Source organism: Curtobacterium sp. L1-20, from assembly GCF_048755855.1.
Lineage (GTDB): Bacteria > Actinomycetota > Actinomycetes > Actinomycetales > Microbacteriaceae > Curtobacterium.
Genome location: NZ_CP151473.1, coordinates 2,049,964 through 2,073,624 on the forward strand (window position 1 = coordinate 2,049,964; position 23,661 = coordinate 2,073,624).

Sequence of the window (23,661 nt, forward strand, 5' to 3'; positions counted from 1 at the left end):
TGGGTGCTGGTGCGCCGTCGGCGGCTTCGGTCGCGCTGCCCGCGTCGTCGGTGGGGCCGGTGTCGGCGCCGTCGGCGCCGTGGGCGCGACTGGCGCACGTGTCGTTGTCGCCGCGGGCCGCCGTCCTGCTGGCGGCGGCGGTCGTCGCGGTCGCCGTGCTCGTGGTGCTGCTCGGGGCGTGGTCGGGAGGCGCCGGTCCGGTCGGTCGCGGAGGAGCCGGTGGCGACTCGCTCAGCGTGACGAGCGCACCGTCCGTCGGGCCTGGTGCGAGCGCCGGTCCATCGACCGACGGCACCACCGGCGCGACGAGTCCCGCCGACGGAGCGTCGGCTCCGCCGTCGCCGGTCGTCGTGCACGTCGTCGGGGCGGTGGAACGCCCCGGCGTGGTGTCGCTCGGCGCCGGGAGTCGAGTGGCGGTCGCGATCGAGCGCGCCGGGGGAGCGGTGCCCGACGCCGACCTGACCCGGCTGAACCTCGCCCGGGTGGTCGTCGACGGGGAACGCTTGTACGTGCCGCGGACCGGGGAGACCGACCTGCCCGAGGTGGTCGACGGCCCGGCGGGGGCTGGCGACGGGGCGGGGGCTCCTGGCGGGGCGGCAGGCTCCGCCGGATCTGCCGGTGCCGGCGGGACCCCGGGCGTCGGCGGAGCAGCGGGCGGCGGCGACGCGGGTGGGAGCGCAGCCGGGGCGGTAGGGGTCGTCGACCTCAACACGGCCGACCAGGCGGCACTCGAGACGCTGCCCGGCATCGGACCGGCGCTGGCCGGACGGATCCTCGCCTGGCGCGAGGAACACGGGCGCTTCAGCGCGGTCGAGGACCTGCTCGACGTGAGCGGCATCGGCGGCGGCCGGTTCGCCGACCTCCGTGATCGTGTGCGGGTCTGACGGTGGCGGTCGACCTCACGCCGCGGCTCGCCGACCTGCGGCTCGCGGTGCCGGCGGCGGTCGCGTGGGTCGGGGTCGCGGTGCTCGTCGGTGCGCCGCGGGCAGCGGGTCCGGCGCTGGTCGGGAGCGTGGTGGTCGGCGTGGCGTCGGTGGTGCTGTCGGCGCGCCCACGGCCCGCGGTCCAGCCCGTGGGCGGGGGCGCGAGCGGGCGCGGTCGCGGGCCCCGGACCGCGCGGGCCGGGGCCGCCACGCTCGTGCTGACGACGGCCGCGCTGTGCGCCCTGTTCGCGGTCGCGGTGCTGATGGGCGACCAGCGTCGCAGTCCTGAGGCACTCGCAGCGGTCGGAGACGGCACCCGGTCGGTCGGACTCGTCCTCACCCGTGACCTCCCACCGGGAGCGCGCTCCGTCCTCGGGACCCTCGACCGGGTCGACGAGACCCGGGGGCTGCGCGTACCGGTCCGGGTGGTCCCGGCGCACCGGGACGCCGTCAATCCGGATGGCTCCGGCGGCGTCGAGCGGTTGGCCGCCGGCACCAGGCTCACCGCATCGGCCGCACTGCAGCCCGACGAACCCGGAGGCTCGACGTCGTACGTCGTCTTCCTCCGCGGTGCGGTGGCGGTGCAGCCACCGACCGGGCTCCTCGCCGTCACCGATCGCGCACGCGCCGCCTTCGTCGACGTCACCGCACCGCTGCCCGAGCCCGGCGGGTCGCTCCTCCGCGGCCTCGCGATCGGCGACCGGAGCGGGCTCGACCCGGCGACGGAAGCGGCCATGGAGACCTCGGCGCTGACCCACCTGACCGCGGTCTCCGGATCGAACTGCGCCGTGGTCGTCGGTCTGGTCGTCCTGCTCGGTCGCGCTGTCGGACTCCCGCGACACGTCCGGGCCGGCACCGCCGTGGTGCTGCTGCTCGCGTTCGTCGTCCTCGTCCGGCCGGACCCGTCGATCGTGCGGGCGTCGGTGATGGCCGTCCTCGTGCTGCTGGTCCACCTCACCGGACGACCGGTGCGCGGGGTCCCGCTCATCGCCGTCGCCGTGGTCGGCATGCTCGTCGTCGACCCCTGGTACGCACGGTCGTCCGCGTTCGTCCTCTCGGTGCTCGCGACCACCGGCATCGTGGTCCTCGGCCCGCCGATGACCGCGATCCTCGCCCGGCGCCTCTGGACGCCCGTCGCCGCGGCCCTCGCCGTCCCGGTCGCAGCGCAGCTCGCCTGCTGGCCGGCGACGATCCCGCTCTCCGCGGCGGTCCCCACGTACGCGGTACCGGCGAACCTGCTCACGGAGCCCCTCGCACCCGTGGTCACGGTGGTCGGACTCGCCGCGTGCGTGCTCGCGGGGCCGTGGCCGTGGGCGGGCGGTGTCCTCGCAGGGGTGGCCTGGGCGCCCGCGAGTGCGATCGGTGCCATCGCCCACGGTGCCGCCGCGATGCCCCTCGCCTCGGTGCCGTGGCCCGCGGGCGGCGGTGGCGCGACGGCCGCCGGAGTCGTGAGCGCCAGCGTCGCGGTCGCGGTCATCGTGCCGCCTCCGGCGCGGTTCCGGTTCCTCCTGCTCGCCGCTGTCGTCGGCGCGATCGGGGTGGCGGTCGTCGCCGTGCCCCGGCTCGTGGTGCGCGCGGGACTGCCGTCGGCGTGGTCGGTGGCGGCGTGCGACGTCGGTCAGGGTGACGCCGTGCTGGTCCGCGGGGGAGCGACGGACCACGACGGCATCGCGTTGCTGGACACGGGTGACGACCCCGAGCGGCTGGAGGCGTGTCTCGACCTCCTCGCCGTCGACCGGATCGACCTCCTCGTCGTGACCCACTTCGACCGCGACCACGTCGGCGCCGTCGACACCGTGGCGCAGCGCGTGACGACGGCCCTCGTCGGCCCGACCGCCCGTCCTGCTGACGAGCGGGTCGTGCGTTCCCTCCGCCGTGCCGGGGCCGACGTCCGTCGCGCCGACGACTCGACCAGCGGCACACTCGGAGGGCTCCGGTGGCGGGTGCTGTGGCCCCGGGCGGCCGACGGTGGTGCCGGCAACGACGCGAGCCTCGTCCTGCGGACCGACGCGGGCCCAGGGTGCTCGACGTGCCTGTCCGGGCTCTTCCTCGGGGACCTGGGCGAGACCGCGCAGCGTCGCCTCCGGGCGGGTGGCACCGACCAAGCCGAGGTCGTGAAGGTCGCACACCACGGCTCGGCGGACCAGGACCCGCTGCTGTACCGGCGGACGGCCGCCACGGTCGGGCTGATCGGCGTCGGCGTGGGGAACACCTACGGGCACCCGACCCGATCGGCCCTGTCGATGCTCGAGGCGGCCGGCACGACGGCGTACCGGACGGACCGTCACGGAACCGTCGTCGTCGGTCGCGACGGTCCGGACCGCCTGCGGGTGTGGACGGAGCGGTCGGGGTCGGCGGTCGCCCGTAGGATCGAGGCATGGCCGCCAAGAAGCCCGTCCGCGCCGCGGCGAAGATCGACCAGGTGCCGTGGTCGGGCATCCGACCCGCGCCCGTGGTGCTCGTCACCGGCCCCGAGACCTTCCTGGCCGAACGCGCCAGCAGCGTCCTGCGTGACCTGCTCGTCGGTGAGGACCCGGCGCTCGAGGTGCACGATCTCGAAGCCGACCAGTACGCGCCAGGGCTCCTCGCCACGCTCGCGAGTCCGTCGCTGTTCGGCGAGCCCCGGCTGGTCCGCGTCACGAACGTCGAGAAGTGCACGGACGCCTTCATCACCGAGACGATCTCGTACCTCGGTGCCCCCGCGGACGACGTCACGCTGGTGCTCCGACACGGCGGTGGCGTGCGGGGCAAGAAGCTCCTCGACACGATCCGGAGCGGCGTCGGCGGCGGGATCGAGGTGCAGTGCGACGAACTCAAGCGTGAGACCGACCGGATCGACTTCGTCCAGGCGGAGTTCCGCGCCGCGCGCCGGAAGATCGCTCCGTCCGCGGTCCGGACCCTCGTGGCGGCGTTCGCCGACGACCTGGCCGAGCTCGCCGCTGCGTGCCGGCAGCTCCTCGCCGACGAGGCCGAGGAGATCACGGACAGTGTCGTCGACAAGTACTACGGCGGCCGCGTCGAGACGAACGCCTTCAAGGTGGCCGACATCGCCCTGGCTGGTCGTTCCGCGCCGGCGATCGTCGAGCTCCGGCACGCGCTGTCGACCGGCGAGGCTCCGGTGCCGATCGTCGCGGCGTTCGCGAGCAAGATCCGCACGATGGCGAAGGTGAGTGCCTTCCGTGGCCCGAGCGGCCAGGCGGCGTCGGCGCTCGGCATGGCGCCGTGGCAGGTGCAGCGGGCGCAGCGCGACGTGGCCTCGTGGACCGAGGCCGGTCTGGCGAACGCGATCACCAGCATCGCCGAGGCGGACACCGCCGTGAAGGGCGGCTCGCGGGACGCGCACTACGCGCTCGAGGTCATGGTCCGCACGATCGCGCGGCGCGGCGAGCCCCGCTGACGGCCGGCCGAGCGGGCTGCGCTGAGCCGCCACCTGCCCGACCTGCCCCGGCAACGACGAAGGCCCCGCACCTTCCGGTACGGGGCCTTCGTGCAGCACTCAGCAGATCAGAGCGCCGAGACCTTCTTCGCGATGGCCGACTTGCGGTTCGCGGCCTGGTTCTTGTGGATGACGCCCTTGCTCACGGCCTTGTCGAGCTTCTTCGAGGCGAGGTTCAGGGCCGCGACGGCCTTGTCCTTGTCGCCGGCGACGACGGCCTCGTTGGTGTGACGGATGACCGTCTTGAGCTCGGACCGGTACGCCTTGTTGCGCTCCTGGGCCTTGAGGTTGGTCTTGATGCGCTTCATCTGCGACTTGATGTTCGCCATGCGTGTTGCTCCTTGATCGTCTCTACGGGTGGTCGCGACCGCTGGGTAGAGGGGCCCTTGGTCGCATCGCGTTCCACCCGTGGGCGGGGAACGCGGAAGTCCAGCAAGCAACATTACCAGCCCGATGGGCCACGACCAAAGCACCGGCACGCCGGAGTCCCGACGGCGGCACCGCCGGAAACCCCGCCGCAACACGCGTTCGCTACCGTGACGAGCATGCCCTCCCTCGCACCTCGGATCGAGACCGTGCCCGCCTCCGGCATCCGACGGGTGTTCGAGCAAGCCGCGATCCTCCGCGCACAGCACCACGACGGCCCCGTCGGCACGACCACCCCGACGAGCGGGCCGGAGCACAGCGCGCTCCCCGACGTCGCCATGCTGGTGATCGGCGAGCCCGACGTCCCCGTCGCGCCGCACATCGGCGAGGCAGCCCGCCGGGCCTGGTCCGAGGACCGCACCGACTACACCCCGAACGGCGGCATCGCCCCGCTGCGGGAAGCGATCCGCCAGAAGCTCCGCCGTGAGAACCGCATCGAGGTGGACGTCGAGCAGGTCTGGCTCACCGTCGGCGCGACGCAGGCGCTCTTCCAGGCGATGACCCTCGTGCTGTCCCCGGGCGACGAGGTCCTCGTGCCGGACCCCGGGTACACGACGTTCACGATGAACGCGCACATCCTCGGTGCGACGCCGGTGCCGTACCGGCTCGAACCGCAGCACGACTTCGAGCCGGACCTCGGAGCGCTCGAGGCGAGCATCACCGAGCACACCCGGGCGATCGTCGTGAACTCGCCGTCGAACCCGCTCGGGTCCGTGTTCGGCGAGCAGACGCTCCGTGACCTGCTCGCCCTCGCGAAGCGGCACGACCTCTGGGTGATCAGCGACGAGGTCTACGAGTACTTCACCCACGGCACCCGGCACGTCAGCCTGGCGAGCCTCGACGAGGACGACCGGGTGTTCACGGCGTTCTCGTTGAGCAAGACCTACGCGATGACCGGGGTGCGCGTGGGGTACCTGGTGACGCCGGAGGGGCTCGGTGCGACGATGCGCACCACCCAGGAGGCGATGATCAGCTGCGTCGCCGAACCCGACCAGTGGGCGGCCCTGGCGGCGATCGTCGGCGACCACTCGGCCGTGCAGGACGCCCGCGAGCACTACCGCGCCAACCTCGAGGTCGCGAAGGAGGTGCTCGACGCCGCCGGCATCCGCTACCTCGATCCGCGCGGCGCCTTCTACCTGTGGATCGACGTCTCGCACGTCAGCCAGGGGGACGTGGCGGAGTGGGCCCTCGCCTTCCTGCAGCGCGAACGGGTCGCGGTGGCACCGGGCAGCGCGTTCGGCCGCACCGGCGAGGGGTGGATCCGGGTCTGCCTCGCGGCCAGCCCAGCGGACCTCCGTCGCGGTCTGGGCGCGCTGCCCTCGCCGGTCACGGTGACCGCCTGACGGACGGGAGGCGCGGTGCGGGCCCGCACCGCGCCTCCAGACCGCAGCCCGCCCGTCGTGCAAGCGGCGGGCACGCAAGCGTGGGAGAATCGTGCGTCCGTCCGACCCACCTGAGGAACCGTGAGCCCACAAGCAGCCACCCCGCTCGAGCCCGCCGCGACTCCGGCCGAGTCGATCCGCAACTTCTGCATCATCGCGCACATCGACCACGGCAAGTCGACGCTGGCGGACCGCATGCTGCAGATCACCGGCATCGTCGAGGACCGTGCCATGCGCGCGCAGTACCTCGACCGCATGGACATCGAGCGCGAACGCGGCATCACGATCAAGTCGCAGGCCGTGCGCATGCCGTGGGAGCTGGACGGACAGACCTTCGCGCTCAACATGATCGACACGCCCGGTCACGTCGACTTCTCGTACGAGGTGTCACGCAGCCTGGCCGCGTGCGAGGGCGCGATCCTCCTGGTCGACGCCGCCCAGGGGATCGAGGCGCAGACCCTCGCGAACCTCTACCTGGCGCTCGAGAACGACCTCGAGATCATCCCGGTGCTCAACAAGATCGACCTGCCCGCGGCCGACCCGGACAAGTACGCGGCCGAGCTGGCGCAGCTGATCGGTGGCAAGCCGGAGGACGTCCTGCGCGTCTCGGGCAAGACCGGTGTGGGCGTGCCCGAGCTCCTCGACCGGGTGGTCCGCACGGTGCCGCGTCCGGTCGGCGACGTGGACGCCTCGCCCCGCGCGATGATCTTCGACTCGGTCTACGACAGCTACCGCGGCGTGGTGACGTACGTGCGGATGATCGACGGCACGATCCACCCGCGCGAGAAGGTCCAGATGATGTCGACCAAGTCGACGCACGAGATCCTCGAGATCGGTGTGTCGTCGCCGGAGCCGAAGCCCACGAAGGGGCTGTCCGTCGGCGAGGTCGGCTACCTGATCACGGGCGTGAAGGACGTCCGCCAGTCGAAGGTCGGTGACACGGTCACGACGGCGCAGAAGCCCGCGACCGAGGCGCTGCCCGGCTACACGGACCCGAAGCCGATGGTGTTCTCGGGGCTGTACCCGATCGACGGCTCGGACTACCCGGACCTGCGTGAGGCGCTCGACAAGCTCAAGCTGTCCGACGCCGCGCTCGTCTACGAACCCGAGACGTCCGTAGCGCTCGGCTTCGGCTTCCGCTGCGGCTTCCTCGGCCTGCTGCACCTCGAGATCATCACGGAGCGCCTGAGCCGCGAGTTCGGCCTCGACCTCATCACGACCGCGCCGAGCGTGATCTACGAGGTCACGAACGAGGACAACACGACGACCGAGGTGACGAACCCGTCGGAGTTCCCGGGCGGTCGCATCGTCGAGGTCCGCGAGCCCATGGTGCGCGCGGCGATCCTCGCCCCGAAGGACTACGTCGGCGCGATCATGGAGCTGTGCCAGGCGCGGCGCGGGTCGCTGCTCGGCATGGAGTACCTGGGCGAGGACCGCGTCGAGATCCGCTACGAGATGCCCCTCGGCGAGATCGTCTTCGACTTCTTCGACCAGCTCAAGAGCAAGACGCAGGGCTACGCCTCGCTCGACTACGAACCGACCGGCGACCAGGCGGCGGACCTCGTGAAGGTGGACATCCTGCTGCAGGGCGAGCAGGTGGACGCGTTCAGCGCGATCGTGCACCGCGACAAGGCGTACGCGTACGGCACGCTGATGACCGAACGGCTCCGCAAGCTGATCCCGCGGCAGCAGTTCGAGGTGCCGATCCAGGCCGCGATCGGCGCGCGCATCATCGCGCGCGAGAGCATCCGCGCGATGCGCAAGGACGTCCTCGCGAAGTGCTACGGCGGTGACATCACCCGCAAGCGCAAGCTCCTCGAGAAGCAGAAGGAGGGCAAGAAGCGCATGAAGATGGTGGGTCGCGTCGAGGTCCCGCAGGAAGCCTTCATCGCGGCGCTCTCCGGCGACGTCGAAGAGAAGAAGAAGTAGCGCGCGACCGACCGATCAGGCGCGCCGGGCTCGGGTCCGCAGGGCGGCCAGCACGAGGGCCGGGAGGCTCGCAGCAGCCAGTCCGGCCAGCGCGGTCCGCAGGACCACCAGCCCGGCGGCCGCGTCGTAGTCCGGCTGCTGCGCCGCGGCGAACCCCGCGACGACGGCGCCGATGACCATCGCCAGCGTGGCCAGCCCGAGGACCGTCGGGAGTCGGCGCGCGCTGTGCCGGCGCACCGCGAGCACCAGGGTCACCCCGAACAGGAGCACTCCCGCTCCCGCGCTGCACGCCCCGAAGGCCGCGATGGCGTTCGCGGTGTCGAACCCGTCGGCTCCGGCCGGCAGGACGGACACGTACCGGCTCGGTGCGGCGGAGCTGGCGGTCGCCCACTCGACCGCGGCGCGAGCGCTCGTGGCGAGCCCGAACGCCGCCAGTGTCAGCACGGCGAACGCGGCCGTCGTGCGGTCGACGGTCCGGACGCGGTCGGGGGTGGGGCGGGACACGGACCAACGATAGGGGCGTTGCGGGCGGGTGTCGGGCCTCCAGTTCGGGGCGTGCCGGAAGTGGACGCCGCGCTGCGCAGCCGCGCCGCCAGGAGCCCGCGTCCGGTCGTCCGGCGGACGGGTGCGCCGGTACGCTTGGGGCATGAGTACCCGCGGGAGCTACCGGACCGCCCTGTCGTACGGAGCCGTGGGCGCGACCCAGGCTCCCGACCTCATGACGTACCCGCCGGACGGGTTCACCCCGTCCGAGTCGCGGGCCCGCATCGGGCACGGCGACCAGCGGTTCGAGACCGCGGTGACGCAGGCGCTGACGTGGCAGATCCAGGAGCGCAGCGGCATGGGCGTCCGCGTCGAGGACCAGCCGGACGACGACGAGGTCCGCTACAACCCGGTGACCTTCGACGAGGCCGGCGTGCCGATCGCACCCGCCTCCATCGGGACGCCCCGGGTCGAGAAGTTCGCGCCGGACGGCACGCCGCTCGTGACGGCCGGCACCAGCGCCACGCTGACGATGCACGCGTTCGGCCGGACGGTGCACGCCCCGGTGCGGGTCGTGTCGATCATCGACGAGAACGACCGCAAGGGCTTCGCCTACGGCACGCTCGAGGGGCACCCGCTGTCCGGCGAGGAGTCCTTCGTCGTGGAGCGCACCCCGGACGGTTCGGTCTGGCTGCAGATCCGGCAGTTCTCGCAGCCGTCGAGCCGGAAGTGGCGGTTCGTGGCGCCGCTGCTCCGCCGGCAGCAGAAGAAGATGGCGGAGAAGTACCTGGCGGCGCTGCGCGGCGACTAGCGGTCGACGGGCCGCAGCGGCGGCAGTGCCGCGATGGCGTCCTCGATGAGCCGGGCGTCGTCGACGCAGTTGCGTGCGATGGTCACGGCGCCCGTGGCACGCAGGGACTCGACGTCGTACACGCCGGTCGCGACCGCGAGGAACGGGATGCCCACGGCGTCCGCGGCCTCGCCGTCGCGCGGTGTGTCCCCGACGATGACGGCACGGGTGCCGGCGAGTGCCGCCGCCGCACGGGCGGTGATCCCGGTCCGCTCGACCTCGGCGTCGCCGAAGTACGAGTGCTCCCAGTCGAAGGCGTCGGTGTCGAACCCAGCGCCCGCGAGCTTGACGCGCGCGCGGTAGGCGGAGTTGCCGGTGAGCAGGCCGTTGCGCCAGCCGATCTCGGCGAACCGCGCGACGAGGGCGACGGCGCCCGGCGCGGGGCTCCGGCGGTCGCCGGACCGGTGGCGTTCCGCGGTGAGGTCGTGCAGGTGACGGCTGACCGTCGGGATCAGGGCGTCGTCGAGGTCGTGCGCGCGGACGTGTTCGGCGATCAGGCCGGCGTCGGTGCGGCCGTGCTGGTGCCCGACGCGCAGGACGAGGTCGCGGCCGACGGCCCGCTCGAGCGCGAGGTGGTACAGGTTGCCCGGCGAGGAGGCGTTCATCACGAGGGTGCCGTCGATGTCCCACAGCACCGTGGTGGGGACGGGGTGGTGCTCCATGGTCCCATCATGACGGACAATGGAGTCCATGCCGAGTGCTCTGCCGATCGCCGATCCCGCCCCTGCGGACGGCCTGATCACACCGGCCTCCGGTGCCGGCGACGTCCCGTTCGGCGTGTACGTGCACGTGCCGTTCTGCCGGGTGCGCTGCGGCTACTGCGACTTCAACACGTACACGGCGTCCGAGCTCCGCGGCGTGCGGCGGGACGACTACGCAGGGCACGCCGTGCGCGAGATCGCGTGGGCGGCCGAGGTCCTCGACCGCTCGGGTGTTCCGCGGCGGCCGGTGTCGACGGTCTTCTTCGGCGGAGGCACCCCGACGATGCTGCCGGCGTCCGACCTCGTGATGATCCTGCGAGCGATCCACGACACGTGGGGCATCCTGCCGGGCGCCGAGGTCACGACCGAGGCGAACCCCGACTCGGTGGACGGCTCGTCGCTCGAGACGCTCCGGGCCGGCGGCTTCACCCGCGTGAGCTACGGCATGCAGTCGGCGGTGCCGCAGGTGCTGGCGACGCTGGACCGGACGCACGACCCCGAGCGCGTGCCGCTCGTGGTCGACCTCGCGAAGCAGCAGGGCCTCGACGTCTCGCTCGACCTCATCTACTCGACGCCGGGGGAGTCCCTCGACGACTGGCGCACGTCGCTCGACGCCGCCCTGGCGTGCGAGCCGGACCACGTGTCGGCGTACTCACTGATCGTCGAGGACGGCACCGCGATGGGCCGGATGGTGGCGCGCGGTGAGCTGCCGGCGCCGGACGACGACCTCGCGGCGGACATGTACGAGCTCGCCGACCAGGTGCTCGGCGATGCCGGCTACTCCTGGTACGAGGTGTCGAACTGGGCACGCGGCGAGGAGCACGCCAGCCGGCACAACCTGTCCTACTGGAAGGGCCACGACTGGTGGGGCGTCGGCCCCGGCGCCCACTCCGCGGTGGCCGGCACCCGGTGGTGGAACGTCAAGCACCCGGCCGCGTACGCGAACCGGGTGCTCGCGGGCGAGTCGCCCGCCGCGGGTCGCGAGACCCTCGACGACGAGACCCGGTACGTCGAGCGTGTCCTGCTCGCGGCGCGGGTCCGCGGTGAGCTCGCGACCGCCGAGCTCGACCGGGAGGCGCGTGGCCGCGTCGCCGGACTCATCGCGCGTGGCCTGGTGGACGGCTCGGCCGCGGTGCGGGGACACATCGACCTGACCCTGCAGGGTCGCCTGCTCGCGGACGCGGTGGTGCGCGAACTGCTCGACTGAGCGGCGGCGCTGCGGCTACTGCTTGATGAACTCGATCGAGAGCGGGTAGCGGTAGAACTCGCCCCGGTTCGCGGCGACGGCGGCGAGGATGCCGAAGACGACCGTGATGATGGCGATCACGGGGATCAGCAGCGCGCCGATCAGGATGACCGTGAGGACCCCTGCGACGGCGTAGGCGATGGCCATGGTGATGTGGAAGTTCAGCGCGACGCGGGTGTGCTCACGGACGAAGCCGCCGCGGTCGCGGAGCACGAGGAAGGCGATGAGCGGCACGATGACGTTCGACAGGATGCCGCCGACGTGGGTCAGGGTGGCCCAGAGCCGCTGGTCCTCGGGGGACAGCGGCTGCGGCGGGGTCCACCCGCCGGGGTACTGCGGGCCGCCCGGGTGCGACGAGCCGCCGTTCCACCCGGGACCGCCCGGCTGTCCGGGCTGCTGGCCGTAGGGTCCGCCGGGCTGCTGGCCGGAAGGGCCGCCGGGCTGCTGTCCGTAGCTCATGCGTGGAGCGTACCGGGCGGCTGTGGGGAAGTCCCGGTCGGTCGGTGGTCGGGCGTAGGATCAGCAGTCGACACGTCCGAGTGCCAGAACGAGTGGAAGGGGTCCGGGTGGTCAGCGAGCGCAGCCTCGAGGTCCTCAAGGCCATCGTGCGGGACTACGTCGCCTCGCGCGAGCCGGTGGGGTCGAAGACGATCGTCGAGCGGCACGCCTTCGGGGTCAGCGCCGCCACGATCCGCAACGACATGGCCCAGCTCGAGGACGAGCAGCTCATCGCCGCACCGCACACCTCCTCCGGTCGTGTCCCCACCGACAAGGGCTACCGGGTCTTCGTCGACCACCTCGCGGGCGCCCGGCCGCTGTCCAGCGCCCAGCGGCACGCCATCGAGACCTTCCTCGGGGCGCCGAACGACCTCGACGAGGTCCTCGGCCGCACGGTCCGGCTGCTGAGCCAGCTCACCAACCAGGTCGCGCTCGTGCAGTACCCGTCGATGGTCCGCGCGCGGGTGCAGCACATCGAGCTCGTGCGCCTCGGCGACGAACGGCTGATGGTCGTCCTCATCACCGACACCGCCCGGGTCGAGCAGCGGGTCGTCGAGACCGACGTCACGCTCGACGAAGCGGGCCTCACCGAGCTGCGGGCCGTCGTGAACGGCGCCGCGGTCGGACTCCTGCTGCACGACGTCGCGACGGCGCTCCGCGCGGTCCCGCAGCAGATCCGTCCCGACGCCCAGCCGCTCGCCGGTGTCGTCGTGGCGACGCTCATCGAACAGGTGGCGGCGAACCGGCAGGACCGGCTGGTGATGGCCGGCGCGGCGAACCTCGCCAAGAGCGAGCAGGACTTCTCCGGCGGACTCTTCCCGGTGCTCGAGGCCATCGAGGAACAGGTCACGCTCCTGCGCCTGTTCGGCGAGATGCAGATCGACGACGTCGCGGTGGCGGCACGGATCGGCGTCGAGAACGCCGAGTACGGGCTCGACGCCACGAGCATCGTCGCCGGTGGGTACCTGGCGGGCGGCGAGGTCGCGCGCCTCGGCGTCCTCGGTCCGACGCGGATGGACTACGGCACGAACATGGCCGCCGTCCGCGCCGTCGCACGGTACCTGTCCAAACTCCTGGGCGAACATTGACCGACCCGACCCGCGACTGACGCGGGGTGCGCAGCGGACGTGATCCGCGCCTCCAGACCGACCCGCGGCGACCGCCGCTCCGAACCGAACCGACTGAGGGATACGTGGCAGACCACTACGACGTCCTCGGCGTCCAGCCGGACGCCTCCGATGCCGACATCAAGAAGGCGTACCGCCGACTGGCGCGCGAGCTGCACCCGGACGTGAACCCGAGCCCGGACGCCGCCGAGCGCTTCAAGGACGTGACGCACGCGTACGACGTGCTGAGCGACCCCGAACAGCGTCGGCGCTACGACGCCGGGCCCCAGGCGGACGGTCCGTTCGGCGGCGGGGCCGGCGGCTTCAGCGACATCTTCGACGCGTTCTTCGGCGGCGGTGGCGGCGGGGGCCGGGGCACCGGTCCGCGCAGCCGGGCCGAGCGCGGCCAGGACGCCCTGCTCCGGATCGAGGTCGACCTCGACGAGGTCGTCTTCGGCACCCACAAGGACGTCGAGGTCGACACCGCCGTCCTCTGCGAGACCTGCCACGGGTCGTGCTGCGCGCCGGGCACCAGTCCGCAGACGTGCGACATCTGCGGCGGCTCCGGACACATCCAGCGCCAGGTCCGTTCGCTGCTCGGCAACGTGGTGACGAGCGCCCCGTGCGGCACCTGCCGCGGCTACGGCACCGTCATCCCGAACCCGTGCCCGACGTGCCAGGGGCAGGGTCGCATCCGCGCCCGGCGCACCGTGCCGGTGGACGTCCCCGCGGGCGTCGACTCCGGCCTCCGGCTGCAGATGCCCGGGCAGGGCGAGGTCGGCCCGGCGGGCGGCCCGTCCGGGGACCTCTACCTCGAGATCCGGGTGCGGCACCACGACGCCTTCAGCCGCGACGGCGACGACCTCCTCGCGACGCTCGAGGTCCAGATGACCGACGCGGTGCTCGGCACGAACGCGACGATCGACGGCCTCGACGGGCCGGTCGAGCTCGAGGTGCGCCCCGGTGTGCAGAGCGCCGACGTGCTGGTGATCAAGGACCGGGGCATCACGAAGCTCCGCGGCACCGGCCGCGGCGACCTCCGGGTGGGCGTGCAGGTCGTGACACCCACCAAGCTGTCGCACAAGGAGCGTCAGCTGGTCGAGCAGCTCGCGAAGTCGCACAAGTCGCCGAAGCCGCAGCTCGCGCGGTTCCAGCAGGGCATGTTCGGCAAGCTCCGCGACCGCTTCTTCAACTTCTGATGGCGTCGCTCTACCTCGTCCCCTCGCTCGACGGCGTCGCTGTCGGCGACACCGTCCCGCTCGACGGAGCCGAGGGACGTCACGCGGTCACGGTCGCGCGCGTCCGGGCGGGGGAGACGCTGCGTCTGTCCGACGGTCGCGGCACCGTGGTGACCGGCGCGGTCGCGGCGCTGGGCCGCGACGCGCTCGAGGTCCTCGTCGAGGGGGTCGGGTTCGACCCCGAGCCACGACCGTCCCTCACGCTGGTGCAGGCACTGGCGAAGGGCGGGCGCGACGAGATGGCCGTGCAGGCGGCGACCGAGATCGGCGTCGACCGGATCGTGCCGTGGTCGGCGGCCCGCAGCGTCTCCCGCTGGGACGGCCCGAAGGTCGAGAAGGGCCGTGCGCGCTGGGCGGCGATCGCGCACGAGGCGTCCAAGCAGGCGATCCGCGCCCGCGTCCCCGCGGTCGACCCGCCCGTGACCACGGCGCAGTTGGCGGCGTTCCCCGGTGACACCCGGACCGTGCTCGTGCTCGACCCGGTGGGCGACGTGCGGTTGTCCGCCTGGGAGCCCCCCGCCGACGTGGCGGAGATCGTCCTGGTCGTCGGACCGGAAGGCGGCATCGACGGATCCGAGTTCGACCGCCTCGTCACGGCGGGTGCCGTCCGCGTCCGGCTGGGCGACACGGTCCTCCGCACCTCGACCGCCGGGCCGGCCGCGCTCGCGGTCCTCCAGACGCGGCTCGGACGCTGGTAGCCGGATCGGGAAGGCGGGGCGTCGGCCCCGCGTTCTACGATGGAGTCATGAGCACCAGCACGCCCAGCGTCTTCTCGAAGATCATCGCGCGCGAGATCCCGGCGACCGTCGTCGCCGAGGACGACCGCGTGATCGCGATCGAGGACATCGCACCGAAGGCCCCCGTCCACGTGCTCGTCGTCCCCAAGACTGAGGAGTACGCGAACGTCGCCGAGCTCGCCGCCGGCGACCCGGACCTCCTCGCCCACGTGGTCGCCACCGCCCAGCGCATCGCCGACGAGCGCGCCGGCGGCCAGTTCCGTCTCGTCTTCAACACCGGCGAAGCCGCCGGTCAGACCGTGTTCCACGTGCACGCGCACGTACTCGCAGGTGACCTGCAGGAAGGCAACATTGCCGGCTAACGAACCAGCACCCTCCCAGACCGAGCCGACGGACGTCACCGTCGAGATCCAGGTCGACGGCATCGCGATGGTGCAGCTGCTCGGTCCCCAGGACCGCCTGCTGAAGACCGTCGAGCGGCAGTACCCCGGCGTCCGGGTGCTCGTGCGCGGCAACGAGGTCTCGCTCTCCGGGCCCGAACGCGACGTCGCCCGCGCCCACGCCCTCGTCGACGAGCTGGTCGGCATGGTGAAGCGCGGGCAGGACATCGGGCCGACGGACATCCCCGCGTCGGCGCGGCTGCTCGACGAGGACCGCAAGCCCTCGGACACGTTCGGCACGCCCATCGTCTCGAGCCGCGGCAAGTCGGTGCGCCCGAAGACCGACGGCCAGCGGGCCTACGTCGACGCCATCGACGAGCACACCATCACGTTCGGCATCGGTCCGGCCGGTACCGGCAAGACCTACCTGGCGATGGCGAAGGCGGTGCAGGCCCTGCAGCGGCGCGAGGTGAACCGCATCATCCTGACGCGCCCCGCGGTCGAGGCCGGCGAGCGGCTCGGCTTCCTGCCGGGCACGCTGACCGACAAGATCGACCCGTACCTGCGGCCGCTCTACGACGCGCTCAACGAGATGATGGACCCCGAGCTCGTCCCGAAGCTCCTCGCGGCCGGCACGGTCGAGGTCGCACCGCTGGCGTACATGCGCGGTCGCACGCTCAACGACTCGTTCGTGATCCTCGACGAGGCGCAGAACACCACGCCCGAGCAGATGAAGATGTTCCTGACGCGTCTCGGCTTCGGCTCGAAGATGGTCGTCACCGGCGACATCACGCAGGTCGACCTGCCCGGCAACCTGTCCGGGCTGCGACTCGTCACGCGGATCCTCGACAAGGTCGAGGACATCCACTTCGCCCGACTCGGCAGCGAGGACGTCGTCCGCCACACGCTCGTCGGCCGCATCGTCGACGCCTACACCGTCTACGACGAGGAGCGCCTCGCCGAGCAGTCCGGGTACCGTCCGGGCGGCCGGGGGACCGCGCCCGTGGCGAACCCCGCCGGCGCCAACCGCGCCGAGCGACGCGGGCGGCCGCCGCAGGACCGGCAGGGCTCCCCGTACCCCCAGAACGACGCCCGAGGAGGCAACCGGTGAGCATCGAGCTCAACAACGAGTCCGGCGTCGAGGTCGACGAGGCCGCCATCCAGCGTCTCGCCGCCTTCGCGCTGGACGCGCTGCACGTCCACGCCGACGCCGAGCTCGCGATCGTGTTGGTGGACGAGGGTGCGATGGAACAGCTCCACGTCCGGTGGATGGACGAACCCGGTCCGACCGACGTGCTGAGCTTCCCGATGGACGAGCTCCGTCCGGGCACCGAGGACGACCCGACGCCGGCCGGGCTGCTCGGCGACATCGTGCTCTGCCCGCAGGTGGCCGAGGAACAGGCGAAGACCGCCGGGCACTCGAGCACCGACGAGATGCTCCTGCTCACGTGCCACGGCATCCTCCACCTGCTCGGGTTCGACCACGCCGAGCCGGAGGAGAAGGCGGAGATGTTCGGCCTGCAGGGCGAGATCCTCACCGCGTTCGCCGCCCAGCGCCGAGGACGGTGACCTGATGCTGCTCGTCACCGGCCTGCTCGCGGTGGCGTTCGGGCTGGTCGTCCTCGGCGGTCTGCTCGCCGCCTCCGACGCCGCGCTCTCCGTCGTGTCCCGCGCGGACCTCGAGGAGATCGCCCGCGGGAACAAGCACCGCCGTGCCATCCAGGCGATCGGCGATGACGTCGGCGCGCACGTCAACGCCCTCAACTTCTTCCGGGTGCTCGCCGAGACCGCTGCTGCCGTGCTCGTGACGGTCGCCCTCGTGATGGTCTTCGACACCTGGTGGGTCGCGCTCATCGTGTCGGCCGCGGTCATGACCGCCGTCTCGTTCGTGCTCGTCGGCTCGAGCCCGCGCAGCGTCGGCCGGGCGCACGCCGAGCGCTTGATCGGCTCGACCGGGGGCATCGTCCGCGGTGTCCGGATCGTGCTCGGGCCGCTCGCGGGCCTCCTCGTCGCGATCGGGGACCGGGTCACGCCGGGCCGTGGCCGCAGCGCCTCGACGGTGTCGAGCGAGGAGCAGCTGCTCTCCCTCGTCGACGAGGCGACCGAGAGCAACGTCCTCGAACAGGACGACCGCGAGCTCATCCACTCGGTGTTCGAGTTCAGCGACACCCTCGTGCGCGAGGTGATGGTCCCACGCACGGACATGCTCACCGTCGACGGTTCGGACACCCTCGCGGCGGCCATGGAGCAGTTCCTCGCAGCCGGTGTCTCGCGTATGCCCGTCACCGGGAAGGACAGCGACGACGTCCTCGGCGTCCTGTACCTGCGCGACGTGTCCCGCGCCCTCTACGAGCGCCCCGGCTCCGGCACGCGGCGCGTCACCACGCTCCTGCGCCCGGCCGAGTTCGTGCCGGAGTCGAAGGCCGCCGACGACACCCTCCGGCACATGCAGGTCGCGAAGAACCACCTCGTGCTCGTCGTCGACGAGTACGGCGGGGTCGCCGGCCTGGTCACGATGGAGGACCTGATCGAGGAGCTCGTCGGCGACATCTCGGACGAGTACGACCGCGCCGTGGTCGACCGCGTCGAGGTCGAGCCCGGCACCTGGCGGATCTCGGCCCGACTGCCCATCGACGAACTCGGCGACCTGTTCGGCATCGAGCTCGAGGACGACGACGTCGACACCGCCGGCGGCCTCCTCACCAAGGAGCTCGGGCACCTGGCAATCCGCGGCGACACCGTCACCGTCTCCGGACTCGTCCTCACCGCCGACCGCGTCGAGGGCAAACGACGCCACCTCATCACCGTGCTCGCCGAGCGCACGCCGGAACTCGCCGGCGTCGAGGACGCCTTCGACGCCGCGACCCCCACCACGACGGGAACCACGCACCCATGACCGACACCGCCCCCACGATCGGCGAGCCCTACCGCGCCGGCTTCGTCTCCTTCGTCGGCCGTCCGAACGTCGGCAAGTCGACCCTGACGAACGCCCTCGTCGGCGAGAAGGTCGCGATCACCTCCTCGAAGCCGCAGACCACGCGCCGCGCCATCCGCGGCATCGTGCACCGGCCGAACGGGCAGGTGATCATCGTGGACACTCCCGGCGTGCACCGTCCGCGCACCCTGCTCGGCGAGCGGCTGAACGACCTCGTCCAGTCCACCCTGGGCGACGTCGATGTCATCGGCTTCTGCGTGCCGGCGAACGAGCCGATCGGGCCCGGCGACAAGTTCATCAACGACACGCTCGACCAGTACCCGCGTGCGAAGAAGATCGCGATCGTCACCAAGATCGACCGAACCGCGAAGGACGCCGTCGGCGAGCAGCTCCTGGCCGTGTCGAAGCTCCGCGAGTGGGACTCGATCATCCCCACGTCGGGCACGAAGGGCCTGCAGCTCGAGGTCCTGCTCGAGGAGATCACGAAGCTCCTGCCCGTGTCACCGCAGTTGTACGACGCGTCGACGGTGACCGAGGAGACCGACGAGGAGCGCATCAGCGAGCTCATCCGCGAGGCCGCGCTCGAGGGCGTGCGCGACGAACTGCCGCACTCGCTCGCCGTCGTGATCGAGGACGTCGTCGAACCCGACCAGGACGACGACCCGGACGGACCGCTGCGCATCTTCGCCAACCTGTTCGTCGAGCGCGACAGCCAGAAGGCCATCGTCATCGGCCGTGGTGGCGAGCGGTTGAAGGACGTGGGGTCGCGCGCCCGGACCGAGATCGAATCGCTGCTCGGCGGTCGCCACGTCTACCTGAACATCCGGGTCAAGGTGGCCAAGGAGTGGCAGCGCGACCCGAAGCAGCTCGGGCGTCTCGGGTTCTGAGCCGCGTCGTGCGCGGGCGCCGGGTCATCCGACGGACGGACGCGCGCCCGGGCTCCGCGCCGTACCGTGGGGTGGTGTTCCGTCCCATGCTGCGCCTGCAGGTGACCACCGACGTCGTGATCGCCGTCGTGCTCGCTGCGCTCGTGTACGTCACGACCGGCCAGCGGGTGGATGCGCCCCTCGCCTTCGTGACGCTCATCGGGTTGACCGGAGCACTGGCGCTCCGTCGCCTGTCGCCGGGTCTCGCGCTCACCATCGCGTGGGTCGTCGCCGTCTTCGAGGTGACGACGGGGCAGACGCCCGGCGTCGAGAACGCCTTCATGTCCGGGATCCTGTACACCTCGAGCCGGTACGGCACCGGCCGCGTCCGGGCCGCCGGACTCGTCTCGGCGATCATCGGTCCCGTCATCGTGGCCGTTTACCTCGGCCTCGACGACCTCCGGGAGCGCGAGCACATCGTCACCGCGACCACGCCGCAGCAGGAGTCGTTGCGGGTCGCCGTGTCCTACTTCGCGGTCGTCCTGCTCCTCCTGCTGCTGCCGTGGCTCGCCGGGGTCATCGCCCGGACGCGGCGGTCCGCGAGCATGAGCCGCGAAGCGCAGCTGCTCGCCGAACGCGATGCGGCCCGCGCCGACCGCGCCGTCGCGGTCGAGCAGGAGCGCGTCCGGATCGCCCGGGACATGCACGACATCGTCGCGCACTCCCTGGCCGTCGTGATCGCCCAGGCGGACGGCGCCCGGTACGCGTTGAAGGCCGATCCGGCCATCGCCGACGAAGCGCTCGGCACCATCTCGAGCACGGCCAGGCGGGCACTCGGCGACGTCCGCGAGCTCCTCGGGGCGCTCCGGCACGAGCAGGGCACGGCCCCGACTCCGGACATCGACGACATCGACCGGCTGCTGCGCGAGATGCGCGAGGTCGGACTCGACATCCGGATGGAGCGCGAGGGCGACCCGACCGACCTCCCGACGTCCACGCAGCTGGCGGTCTACCGGATCGTGCAGGAGAGCCTGACGAACGCGTGGAAGCACGGCGAACCGGGGACTCCGGTGCACGCCACCCTCACGTACCGACCGGACACGGTCGAGGTCACGGTGGTGAACCGGCGGGCCGACGACGGCACCCGCGGTCCCGGGACGGGCCACGGCCTGGTCGGCATGCGCGAGCGTGCCGCGATGACCGGGGGCACGATGACGGCCGGCGCGCGCGGCGACGACTTCGCGGTCGCCGTCCGGATGCCGACGGTCCCCGCCAGCGGCCAGATGCCCCGTGGCCTCCTCCCGACCGGTACGCCCACGCCCCCACCCACCACCTCGACGCCACAGGAGCGCACCGCCCGATGAACGACACCCCCATCCGCGTCGCGCTCGTCGACGACCAGGCACTGTTCCGCACCGGCATCCGCATGCTGATCGACTCGCAGCCCGACCTGCAGTTCGTCGGCGAGGCCGGCGACGGGGCCGAGGGCGTCGAGCTCGTCCGCCGCAACCGGCCCGACGTGGTCCTCATGGACGTCCGCATGCCGGTCATGGACGGCATCACCGCGACCGCCCGCATCGTCGAGGACAGCGGCACGGACGGGGCGAAGGTGCTCGTCCTCACCACCTTCGACTTCGACGAGGCCGCGGCACGCGCGATCCGGGCCGGTGCGAGCGGCTTCGTCCTGAAGGACGCCGACCCGGAGTTCCTGCTCGCCGCGATCCGCACGGTGTACGCCGGTACCGCGGTCTTCGCCGCCTCGGCCACGCGGGAGCTCCTCCGACGCTACGACGACTCGACGCAGCAGGCCGCGAAGGTCCCGGCGGCGTTCGCCGACCTCACACCGCGGGAGCGCGAGATCTTCGACCTGGCCGCGCGGGGCTTCAGCAACAGCGAGATCGCGCAGCACGAGTACGTCAGCGAGGCCACGGTCAAGACGCACATCTCGCGGGTGCTCACGAAGCTCGAACTGCGCGACCGGGTCCGGCTCGTCGTCTTCGCCCACGAGCACGGCCTGGTCACGAAGGCAGACTGATCGTCATCCGCTCGGATGACTTCTCCACAGGGAAGCGAGCCGAGCGGACCATCCACCGGAGCCGGTCGGCCGACGCGGGACGTGGTGCCCCGCGGTCAGGGTGGGTACATGACCACCAGCCACGCACCGATCATCCGACTCGACCACGTGTCCAAGCACTACGGCGACGCCGCCCGCCGGGTGACGGCGCTCGACGACGTCAGCGTCGACATCGGCGCGGGCGAGTTCACCGCGGTGATGGGGCCGTCGGGCTCGGGCAAGTCGACGCTCATGCACGTCGCCGCCGGGCTCGACTCGGCGTCGAGCGGCACGATCCACATCGATGGCGTCGACATCACCGCGCTCGGGGACAAGGACCTCACGGAACTGCGTCGTCGACGCCTCGGGTTCGTGTTCCAGTCGTTCAACCTCGTGCCGACGCTCGACGTCAGCGAGAACATCCGTCTGCCGTTCCTGCTCGGCGGCCACAAGCCGTCGCGGGAAGAGACGGCGTGGATCGACCGACTCGTCGCGATGCTCGGCCTGGGCAACCGGCTGACGCACCGACCGCACCAGCTCTCCGGCGGCCAGCAGCAGCGCGTCGCCATCGCCCGGGCACTGGCATCCCGTCCTGCGGTGGTCGTGGCGGACGAGCCGACCGGTGCGCTCGACTCGCGCACCGGCCGCGACGTGCTGCAGATCCTGCGGGACGCCGTCACCGAGTGGGGGCAGAGCGTCGTGATGGTGACGCACGACCCGACCGCCGCCGCGAACGCCGACCGCATCCTGTTCCTCGCTGACGGCCGGGTGGTCGGGGACCGGCCTGCGATGGACGCCGCCGAGATCTCCTCGACGATGCTCGGGATGGAGGCCGCAGCGTGAACGGCCTCCGCGCCTTCGCCCCGACGATCCTCGTCGCCGCGCTCGGCACCACCTTCGGTTCCGCGCTGGTCATCGCCCCCGGCATCGTCACCGAGGCCCTCGCCGCCACGGGCTTCGCCGAGCTCCGGTCGGTCGGCGCCATCCTCTCCGTCATCGGCTGGCTGGCCCTCGGCATCGCGCTCTACGTCGGTGCCGTCGTCACGGCGAACACGTGCGCCACCCTGATCGCCGGACAAACACGCATCATCGCCCTCCAGCGGCTGGTCGGAGCCACCGGAGCCGCACTCCGCGCGCGGATCACGCGGACCGGCCTGGTCGTCGGCCTGGTCGGCGGCCTCATCGGTGCCGTGGTCGGCACCGGGCTCGCCGCGGTGTTCGTCATGGTCCTGCGGGGCAACGGGTTCCTGCCCGACACCGCCTACACGCTGTTGCCGTGGCAGCTCGTCCTGCCGATCGCCGCCGTCGTCCTCGCCACGTGGGGCGCGTTCGGTGTGGGGTCCCGGCGCGTCCTGACGGTCACCCCGCTCGAGGCCCTGTCGTCGAGCGTCGAACCGAGCCACGACGACGTCCGGTCCGGACGCGCCCGCTCGGTCTGGGCGATCCTGCTCGTCGTCGTGGGTGCCGGGCTCATGGTCGTCGGACTCGTGAACAGTGCGACGTCGCCGCTCGCGGTGCTGCCGGCAGCGCTCGGCGGCTTCGTCTCCTTCGCCGGGGTCGCCGTCGGCGCCACGATCGTGATGCCCCCGGTCCTGCAGTTCATCGGCCGGATCGGCTCGCGGGACCCGGTCGTGCTGCTCGCAGGCCGGAACGCGATGCGCGCGCCGGGTCGGTCCTCCCGTGCGACGATCGGCCTGGTGATCGGCGTCACGCTGCTCGTCACCTTCGCCGTGGCGCTCGGCATCACCCAGTACGTCGCCGAGACGCAGCTCAACGCCCAGCTGAAGGGCGCCGGGTCCGACCAGATCCGCAGCATGCAGGAGTTCTTCACCCAGCTCAACGCCGTGGTGAGCGTGATCGTCGGGTTCTCCGCCGTGATCGCCGCGGTCGGCGTGGTGAACGCCCTCGCCCTGGGCGTGCTGCAGCGTCGGCGCGAGCTCGGACTCCTGCGGGTCCTCGGCCTCACCGGTGCGCAGGTCCGTCGCATGATCGTCACCGAGGCCGTCCAGATGGTCGTCGCCGCCGTCCTGACCGGGCTCGTCCTCGGTGTCGTCTACGGCTGGGTCGGCGGGCAGACGCTCCTCGGCTCGCTCGGCACCCCCGTGTTCCCGGTGCTGCCGCCGATGACGATCGGCATCGTGGTGGTCGGGGCGCTGGTCCTCGCGGTCGTCGCGACGATCGCGCCGGTGCGACGCGCGATGCGCGTGCCGCCGACCGAGGCCCTCGCGGTCGACTGACCGGACGCGCTGTCCGCGCCCGCGGAGGACGGGAGGCGCGGTGCAAGCCGGCACCGCGCCTCCCGTCGGTCCGTCGGTCCGTCGGTCCGTGCGTCCGCCCGTCAGTCATCAGCACGTCACACGTCGCCGGGCCAGTGCTACGGTGGCCGAGATGAACGCTGCGCTCCTCCTCCTTCGCTGCCGCGACGAGGCCTGACACTCCGGCCCACCTCGTCGCGGAGTCCGTCGTGGCCGC

General features: G+C 72.2%; 22 protein-coding genes and 1 pseudogene. 19 read left to right on the forward strand and 4 right to left on the reverse strand.

What is annotated here, in order from left to right:
• The first annotated feature begins 98 nt into the window (after positions 1 to 98).
• The 3 genes and pseudogenes from AAEP86_RS11185 (at position 99) to holA (ending at position 4,320) form a co-directional block, all read left to right on the forward strand.
• Positions 99 to 884 (forward strand): ComEA family DNA-binding protein, encoded by a 786-nt coding sequence (locus tag AAEP86_RS11185; protein WP_420367410.1) that lies wholly within the window; start codon positions 99 to 101, stop codon positions 882 to 884.
• Between the two features lie 302 nt (positions 885 to 1,186).
• Positions 1,187 to 2,737 (forward strand): annotated as a pseudogene (locus tag AAEP86_RS11190) (ComEC/Rec2 family competence protein); the annotation flags it as partial.
• 563 nt (positions 2,738 to 3,300) lie between these two features.
• The gene (gene holA, locus AAEP86_RS11195; protein WP_420367411.1) at positions 3,301 to 4,320 is read left to right on the forward strand and encodes a DNA polymerase III subunit delta; all 1,020 of its coding nucleotides are present in this window, start codon (positions 3,301 to 3,303) and stop codon (positions 4,318 to 4,320) included.
• Between the two features lie 107 nt (positions 4,321 to 4,427).
• On the opposite strand, the gene rpsT is transcribed toward holA, so the two are convergent.
• Complete coding sequence (gene rpsT, locus AAEP86_RS11200) at positions 4,428 to 4,688, reverse strand: 30S ribosomal protein S20 (RefSeq protein WP_420367412.1); 261 nt, start codon at positions 4,686 to 4,688, stop codon at positions 4,428 to 4,430.
• Positions 4,689 to 4,904: 216 nt separating this feature from the next.
• Here rpsT and AAEP86_RS11205 point away from each other — a divergent pair, with 216 nt between their 5' ends.
• Together AAEP86_RS11205 and lepA are read left to right on the forward strand one after the other, a co-directional pair.
• Positions 4,905 to 6,128 carry a pyridoxal phosphate-dependent aminotransferase gene (locus AAEP86_RS11205; protein ID WP_420367413.1) on the forward strand — a complete coding sequence of 408 codons (1,224 nt, stop codon included), beginning with the start codon at positions 4,905 to 4,907 and terminating at the stop codon, positions 6,126 to 6,128.
• Between the two features lie 120 nt (positions 6,129 to 6,248).
• Complete coding sequence (gene lepA / locus AAEP86_RS11210) at positions 6,249 to 8,096, forward strand: translation elongation factor 4 (RefSeq protein WP_420367414.1); 1,848 nt, start codon at positions 6,249 to 6,251, stop codon at positions 8,094 to 8,096.
• A 15-nt stretch (positions 8,097 to 8,111) separates the two neighbouring features.
• Here lepA and AAEP86_RS11215 read toward each other — a convergent pair whose 3' ends face one another.
• Entirely contained in the window at positions 8,112 to 8,600 is a 489-nt protein-coding gene (locus tag AAEP86_RS11215; protein ID WP_420367415.1) for a hypothetical protein, read from the reverse strand.
• 142 nt (positions 8,601 to 8,742) lie between these two features.
• Between AAEP86_RS11215 and AAEP86_RS11220 the strand changes: the two genes are divergently transcribed.
• Positions 8,743 to 9,390, forward strand: a complete 648-nt coding sequence (locus AAEP86_RS11220; protein ID WP_420367416.1) for a DUF1990 family protein — start codon at positions 8,743 to 8,745, stop codon at positions 9,388 to 9,390.
• Here AAEP86_RS11220 and AAEP86_RS11225 read toward each other — a convergent pair.
• Positions 9,387 to 10,091 carry an HAD family hydrolase gene (locus tag AAEP86_RS11225; protein ID WP_420367417.1) on the reverse strand — a complete coding sequence of 235 codons (705 nt, stop codon included), beginning with the start codon at positions 10,089 to 10,091 and terminating at the stop codon, positions 9,387 to 9,389. The genes AAEP86_RS11220 and AAEP86_RS11225 overlap by 4 nt on opposite strands.
• 28 nt (positions 10,092 to 10,119) lie before the next feature.
• On the opposite strand from AAEP86_RS11225, the gene hemW reads away from it, so the two are divergent.
• Positions 10,120 to 11,337: a radical SAM family heme chaperone HemW gene (hemW, locus tag AAEP86_RS11230; RefSeq protein ID WP_420367418.1), complete on the forward strand. Its 1,218-nt coding sequence runs from the start codon at positions 10,120 to 10,122 to the stop codon at positions 11,335 to 11,337.
• A gap of 15 nt (positions 11,338 to 11,352) precedes the next feature.
• On the opposite strand, the gene AAEP86_RS11235 is transcribed toward hemW, so the two are convergent.
• Positions 11,353 to 11,835, reverse strand: coding sequence for a DUF4870 domain-containing protein (locus AAEP86_RS11235; RefSeq protein ID WP_420367419.1), 483 nt, complete (start codon positions 11,833 to 11,835; stop codon positions 11,353 to 11,355).
• Between the two features lie 107 nt (positions 11,836 to 11,942).
• Here AAEP86_RS11235 and hrcA point away from each other — a divergent pair, with 107 nt between their 5' ends.
• The 12 genes from hrcA (at position 11,943) to AAEP86_RS11295 (ending at position 23,426) form a co-directional block, all read left to right on the forward strand.
• Entirely contained in the window at positions 11,943 to 12,962 is a 1,020-nt protein-coding gene (gene hrcA / locus AAEP86_RS11240) for a heat-inducible transcriptional repressor HrcA (protein WP_420367420.1), read from the forward strand.
• Positions 12,963 to 13,066: 104 nt separating this feature from the next.
• Positions 13,067 to 14,179: a molecular chaperone DnaJ gene (gene dnaJ / locus AAEP86_RS11245; protein ID WP_420367421.1), complete on the forward strand. Its 1,113-nt coding sequence runs from the start codon at positions 13,067 to 13,069 to the stop codon at positions 14,177 to 14,179.
• Positions 14,179 to 14,916, forward strand: a complete 738-nt coding sequence (locus AAEP86_RS11250) for a 16S rRNA (uracil(1498)-N(3))-methyltransferase (protein WP_420367422.1) — start codon at positions 14,179 to 14,181, stop codon at positions 14,914 to 14,916. Before dnaJ ends, AAEP86_RS11250 begins: the two co-directional genes overlap by 1 nt.
• Before the next feature lie 47 nt (positions 14,917 to 14,963).
• The gene (locus AAEP86_RS11255; RefSeq protein ID WP_420367423.1) at positions 14,964 to 15,317 is read left to right on the forward strand and encodes a histidine triad nucleotide-binding protein; all 354 of its coding nucleotides are present in this window, start codon (positions 14,964 to 14,966) and stop codon (positions 15,315 to 15,317) included.
• A gap of 67 nt (positions 15,318 to 15,384) precedes the next feature.
• Complete coding sequence (locus AAEP86_RS11260; protein ID WP_420370477.1) at positions 15,385 to 16,446, forward strand: PhoH family protein; 1,062 nt, start codon at positions 15,385 to 15,387, stop codon at positions 16,444 to 16,446.
• Positions 16,443 to 16,904: an rRNA maturation RNase YbeY gene (gene ybeY, locus AAEP86_RS11265; RefSeq protein WP_420367424.1), complete on the forward strand. Its 462-nt coding sequence runs from the start codon at positions 16,443 to 16,445 to the stop codon at positions 16,902 to 16,904. Before AAEP86_RS11260 ends, ybeY begins: the two co-directional genes overlap by 4 nt.
• Positions 16,905 to 16,908: 4 nt before the next feature.
• Positions 16,909 to 18,231, forward strand: a complete 1,323-nt coding sequence (locus AAEP86_RS11270; protein WP_420367425.1) for a hemolysin family protein — start codon at positions 16,909 to 16,911, stop codon at positions 18,229 to 18,231.
• Positions 18,228 to 19,157, forward strand: a complete 930-nt coding sequence (gene era / locus AAEP86_RS11275; protein WP_420367426.1) for a GTPase Era — start codon at positions 18,228 to 18,230, stop codon at positions 19,155 to 19,157. The genes AAEP86_RS11270 and era overlap by 4 nt, the downstream gene beginning before the upstream one ends.
• 74 nt (positions 19,158 to 19,231) lie before the next feature.
• Positions 19,232 to 20,500 (forward strand): sensor histidine kinase, encoded by a 1,269-nt coding sequence (locus AAEP86_RS11280; protein WP_420367427.1) that lies wholly within the window; start codon positions 19,232 to 19,234, stop codon positions 20,498 to 20,500.
• Positions 20,497 to 21,171, forward strand: a complete 675-nt coding sequence (locus tag AAEP86_RS11285) for a response regulator (protein WP_420367428.1) — start codon at positions 20,497 to 20,499, stop codon at positions 21,169 to 21,171. Before AAEP86_RS11280 ends, AAEP86_RS11285 begins: the two co-directional genes overlap by 4 nt.
• Before the next feature lie 108 nt (positions 21,172 to 21,279).
• The gene (locus tag AAEP86_RS11290; protein WP_420367429.1) at positions 21,280 to 22,032 is read left to right on the forward strand and encodes an ABC transporter ATP-binding protein; all 753 of its coding nucleotides are present in this window, start codon (positions 21,280 to 21,282) and stop codon (positions 22,030 to 22,032) included.
• Positions 22,029 to 23,426 (forward strand): FtsX-like permease family protein, encoded by a 1,398-nt coding sequence (locus AAEP86_RS11295; protein WP_420367430.1) that lies wholly within the window; start codon positions 22,029 to 22,031, stop codon positions 23,424 to 23,426. Before AAEP86_RS11290 ends, AAEP86_RS11295 begins: the two co-directional genes overlap by 4 nt.
• Positions 23,427 to 23,661: the final 235 nt, after the last annotated feature.

Coding starts and splice junctions, on each gene's coding strand:
- AAEP86_RS11205 (WP_420367413.1), top strand. CDS start 4,905: ATGCCCTCCCTCGCACCTCGGATCGAGACCGTGCCCGCCTCCGGCATC.
- holA (WP_420367411.1), top strand. CDS start 3,301: ATGGCCGCCAAGAAGCCCGTCCGCGCCGCGGCGAAGATCGACCAGGTG.
- AAEP86_RS11250 (WP_420367422.1), top strand. CDS start 14,179: ATGGCGTCGCTCTACCTCGTCCCCTCGCTCGACGGCGTCGCTGTCGGC.
- rpsT (WP_420367412.1), bottom strand. CDS start 4,688: ATGGCGAACATCAAGTCGCAGATGAAGCGCATCAAGACCAACCTCAAG.
- AAEP86_RS11220 (WP_420367416.1), top strand. CDS start 8,743: ATGAGTACCCGCGGGAGCTACCGGACCGCCCTGTCGTACGGAGCCGTG.
- AAEP86_RS11270 (WP_420367425.1), top strand. CDS start 16,909: ATGCTGCTCGTCACCGGCCTGCTCGCGGTGGCGTTCGGGCTGGTCGTC.
- AAEP86_RS11255 (WP_420367423.1), top strand. CDS start 14,964: ATGAGCACCAGCACGCCCAGCGTCTTCTCGAAGATCATCGCGCGCGAG.
- AAEP86_RS11260 (WP_420370477.1), top strand. CDS start 15,385: ATGGTGCAGCTGCTCGGTCCCCAGGACCGCCTGCTGAAGACCGTCGAG.
- AAEP86_RS11290 (WP_420367429.1), top strand. CDS start 21,280: ATGACCACCAGCCACGCACCGATCATCCGACTCGACCACGTGTCCAAG.
- era (WP_420367426.1), top strand. CDS start 18,228: ATGACCGACACCGCCCCCACGATCGGCGAGCCCTACCGCGCCGGCTTC.
- hemW (WP_420367418.1), top strand. CDS start 10,120: ATGCCGAGTGCTCTGCCGATCGCCGATCCCGCCCCTGCGGACGGCCTG.
- AAEP86_RS11285 (WP_420367428.1), top strand. CDS start 20,497: ATGAACGACACCCCCATCCGCGTCGCGCTCGTCGACGACCAGGCACTG.
- AAEP86_RS11225 (WP_420367417.1), bottom strand. CDS start 10,091: ATGGAGCACCACCCCGTCCCCACCACGGTGCTGTGGGACATCGACGGC.
- AAEP86_RS11235 (WP_420367419.1), bottom strand. CDS start 11,835: ATGAGCTACGGACAGCAGCCCGGCGGCCCTTCCGGCCAGCAGCCCGGC.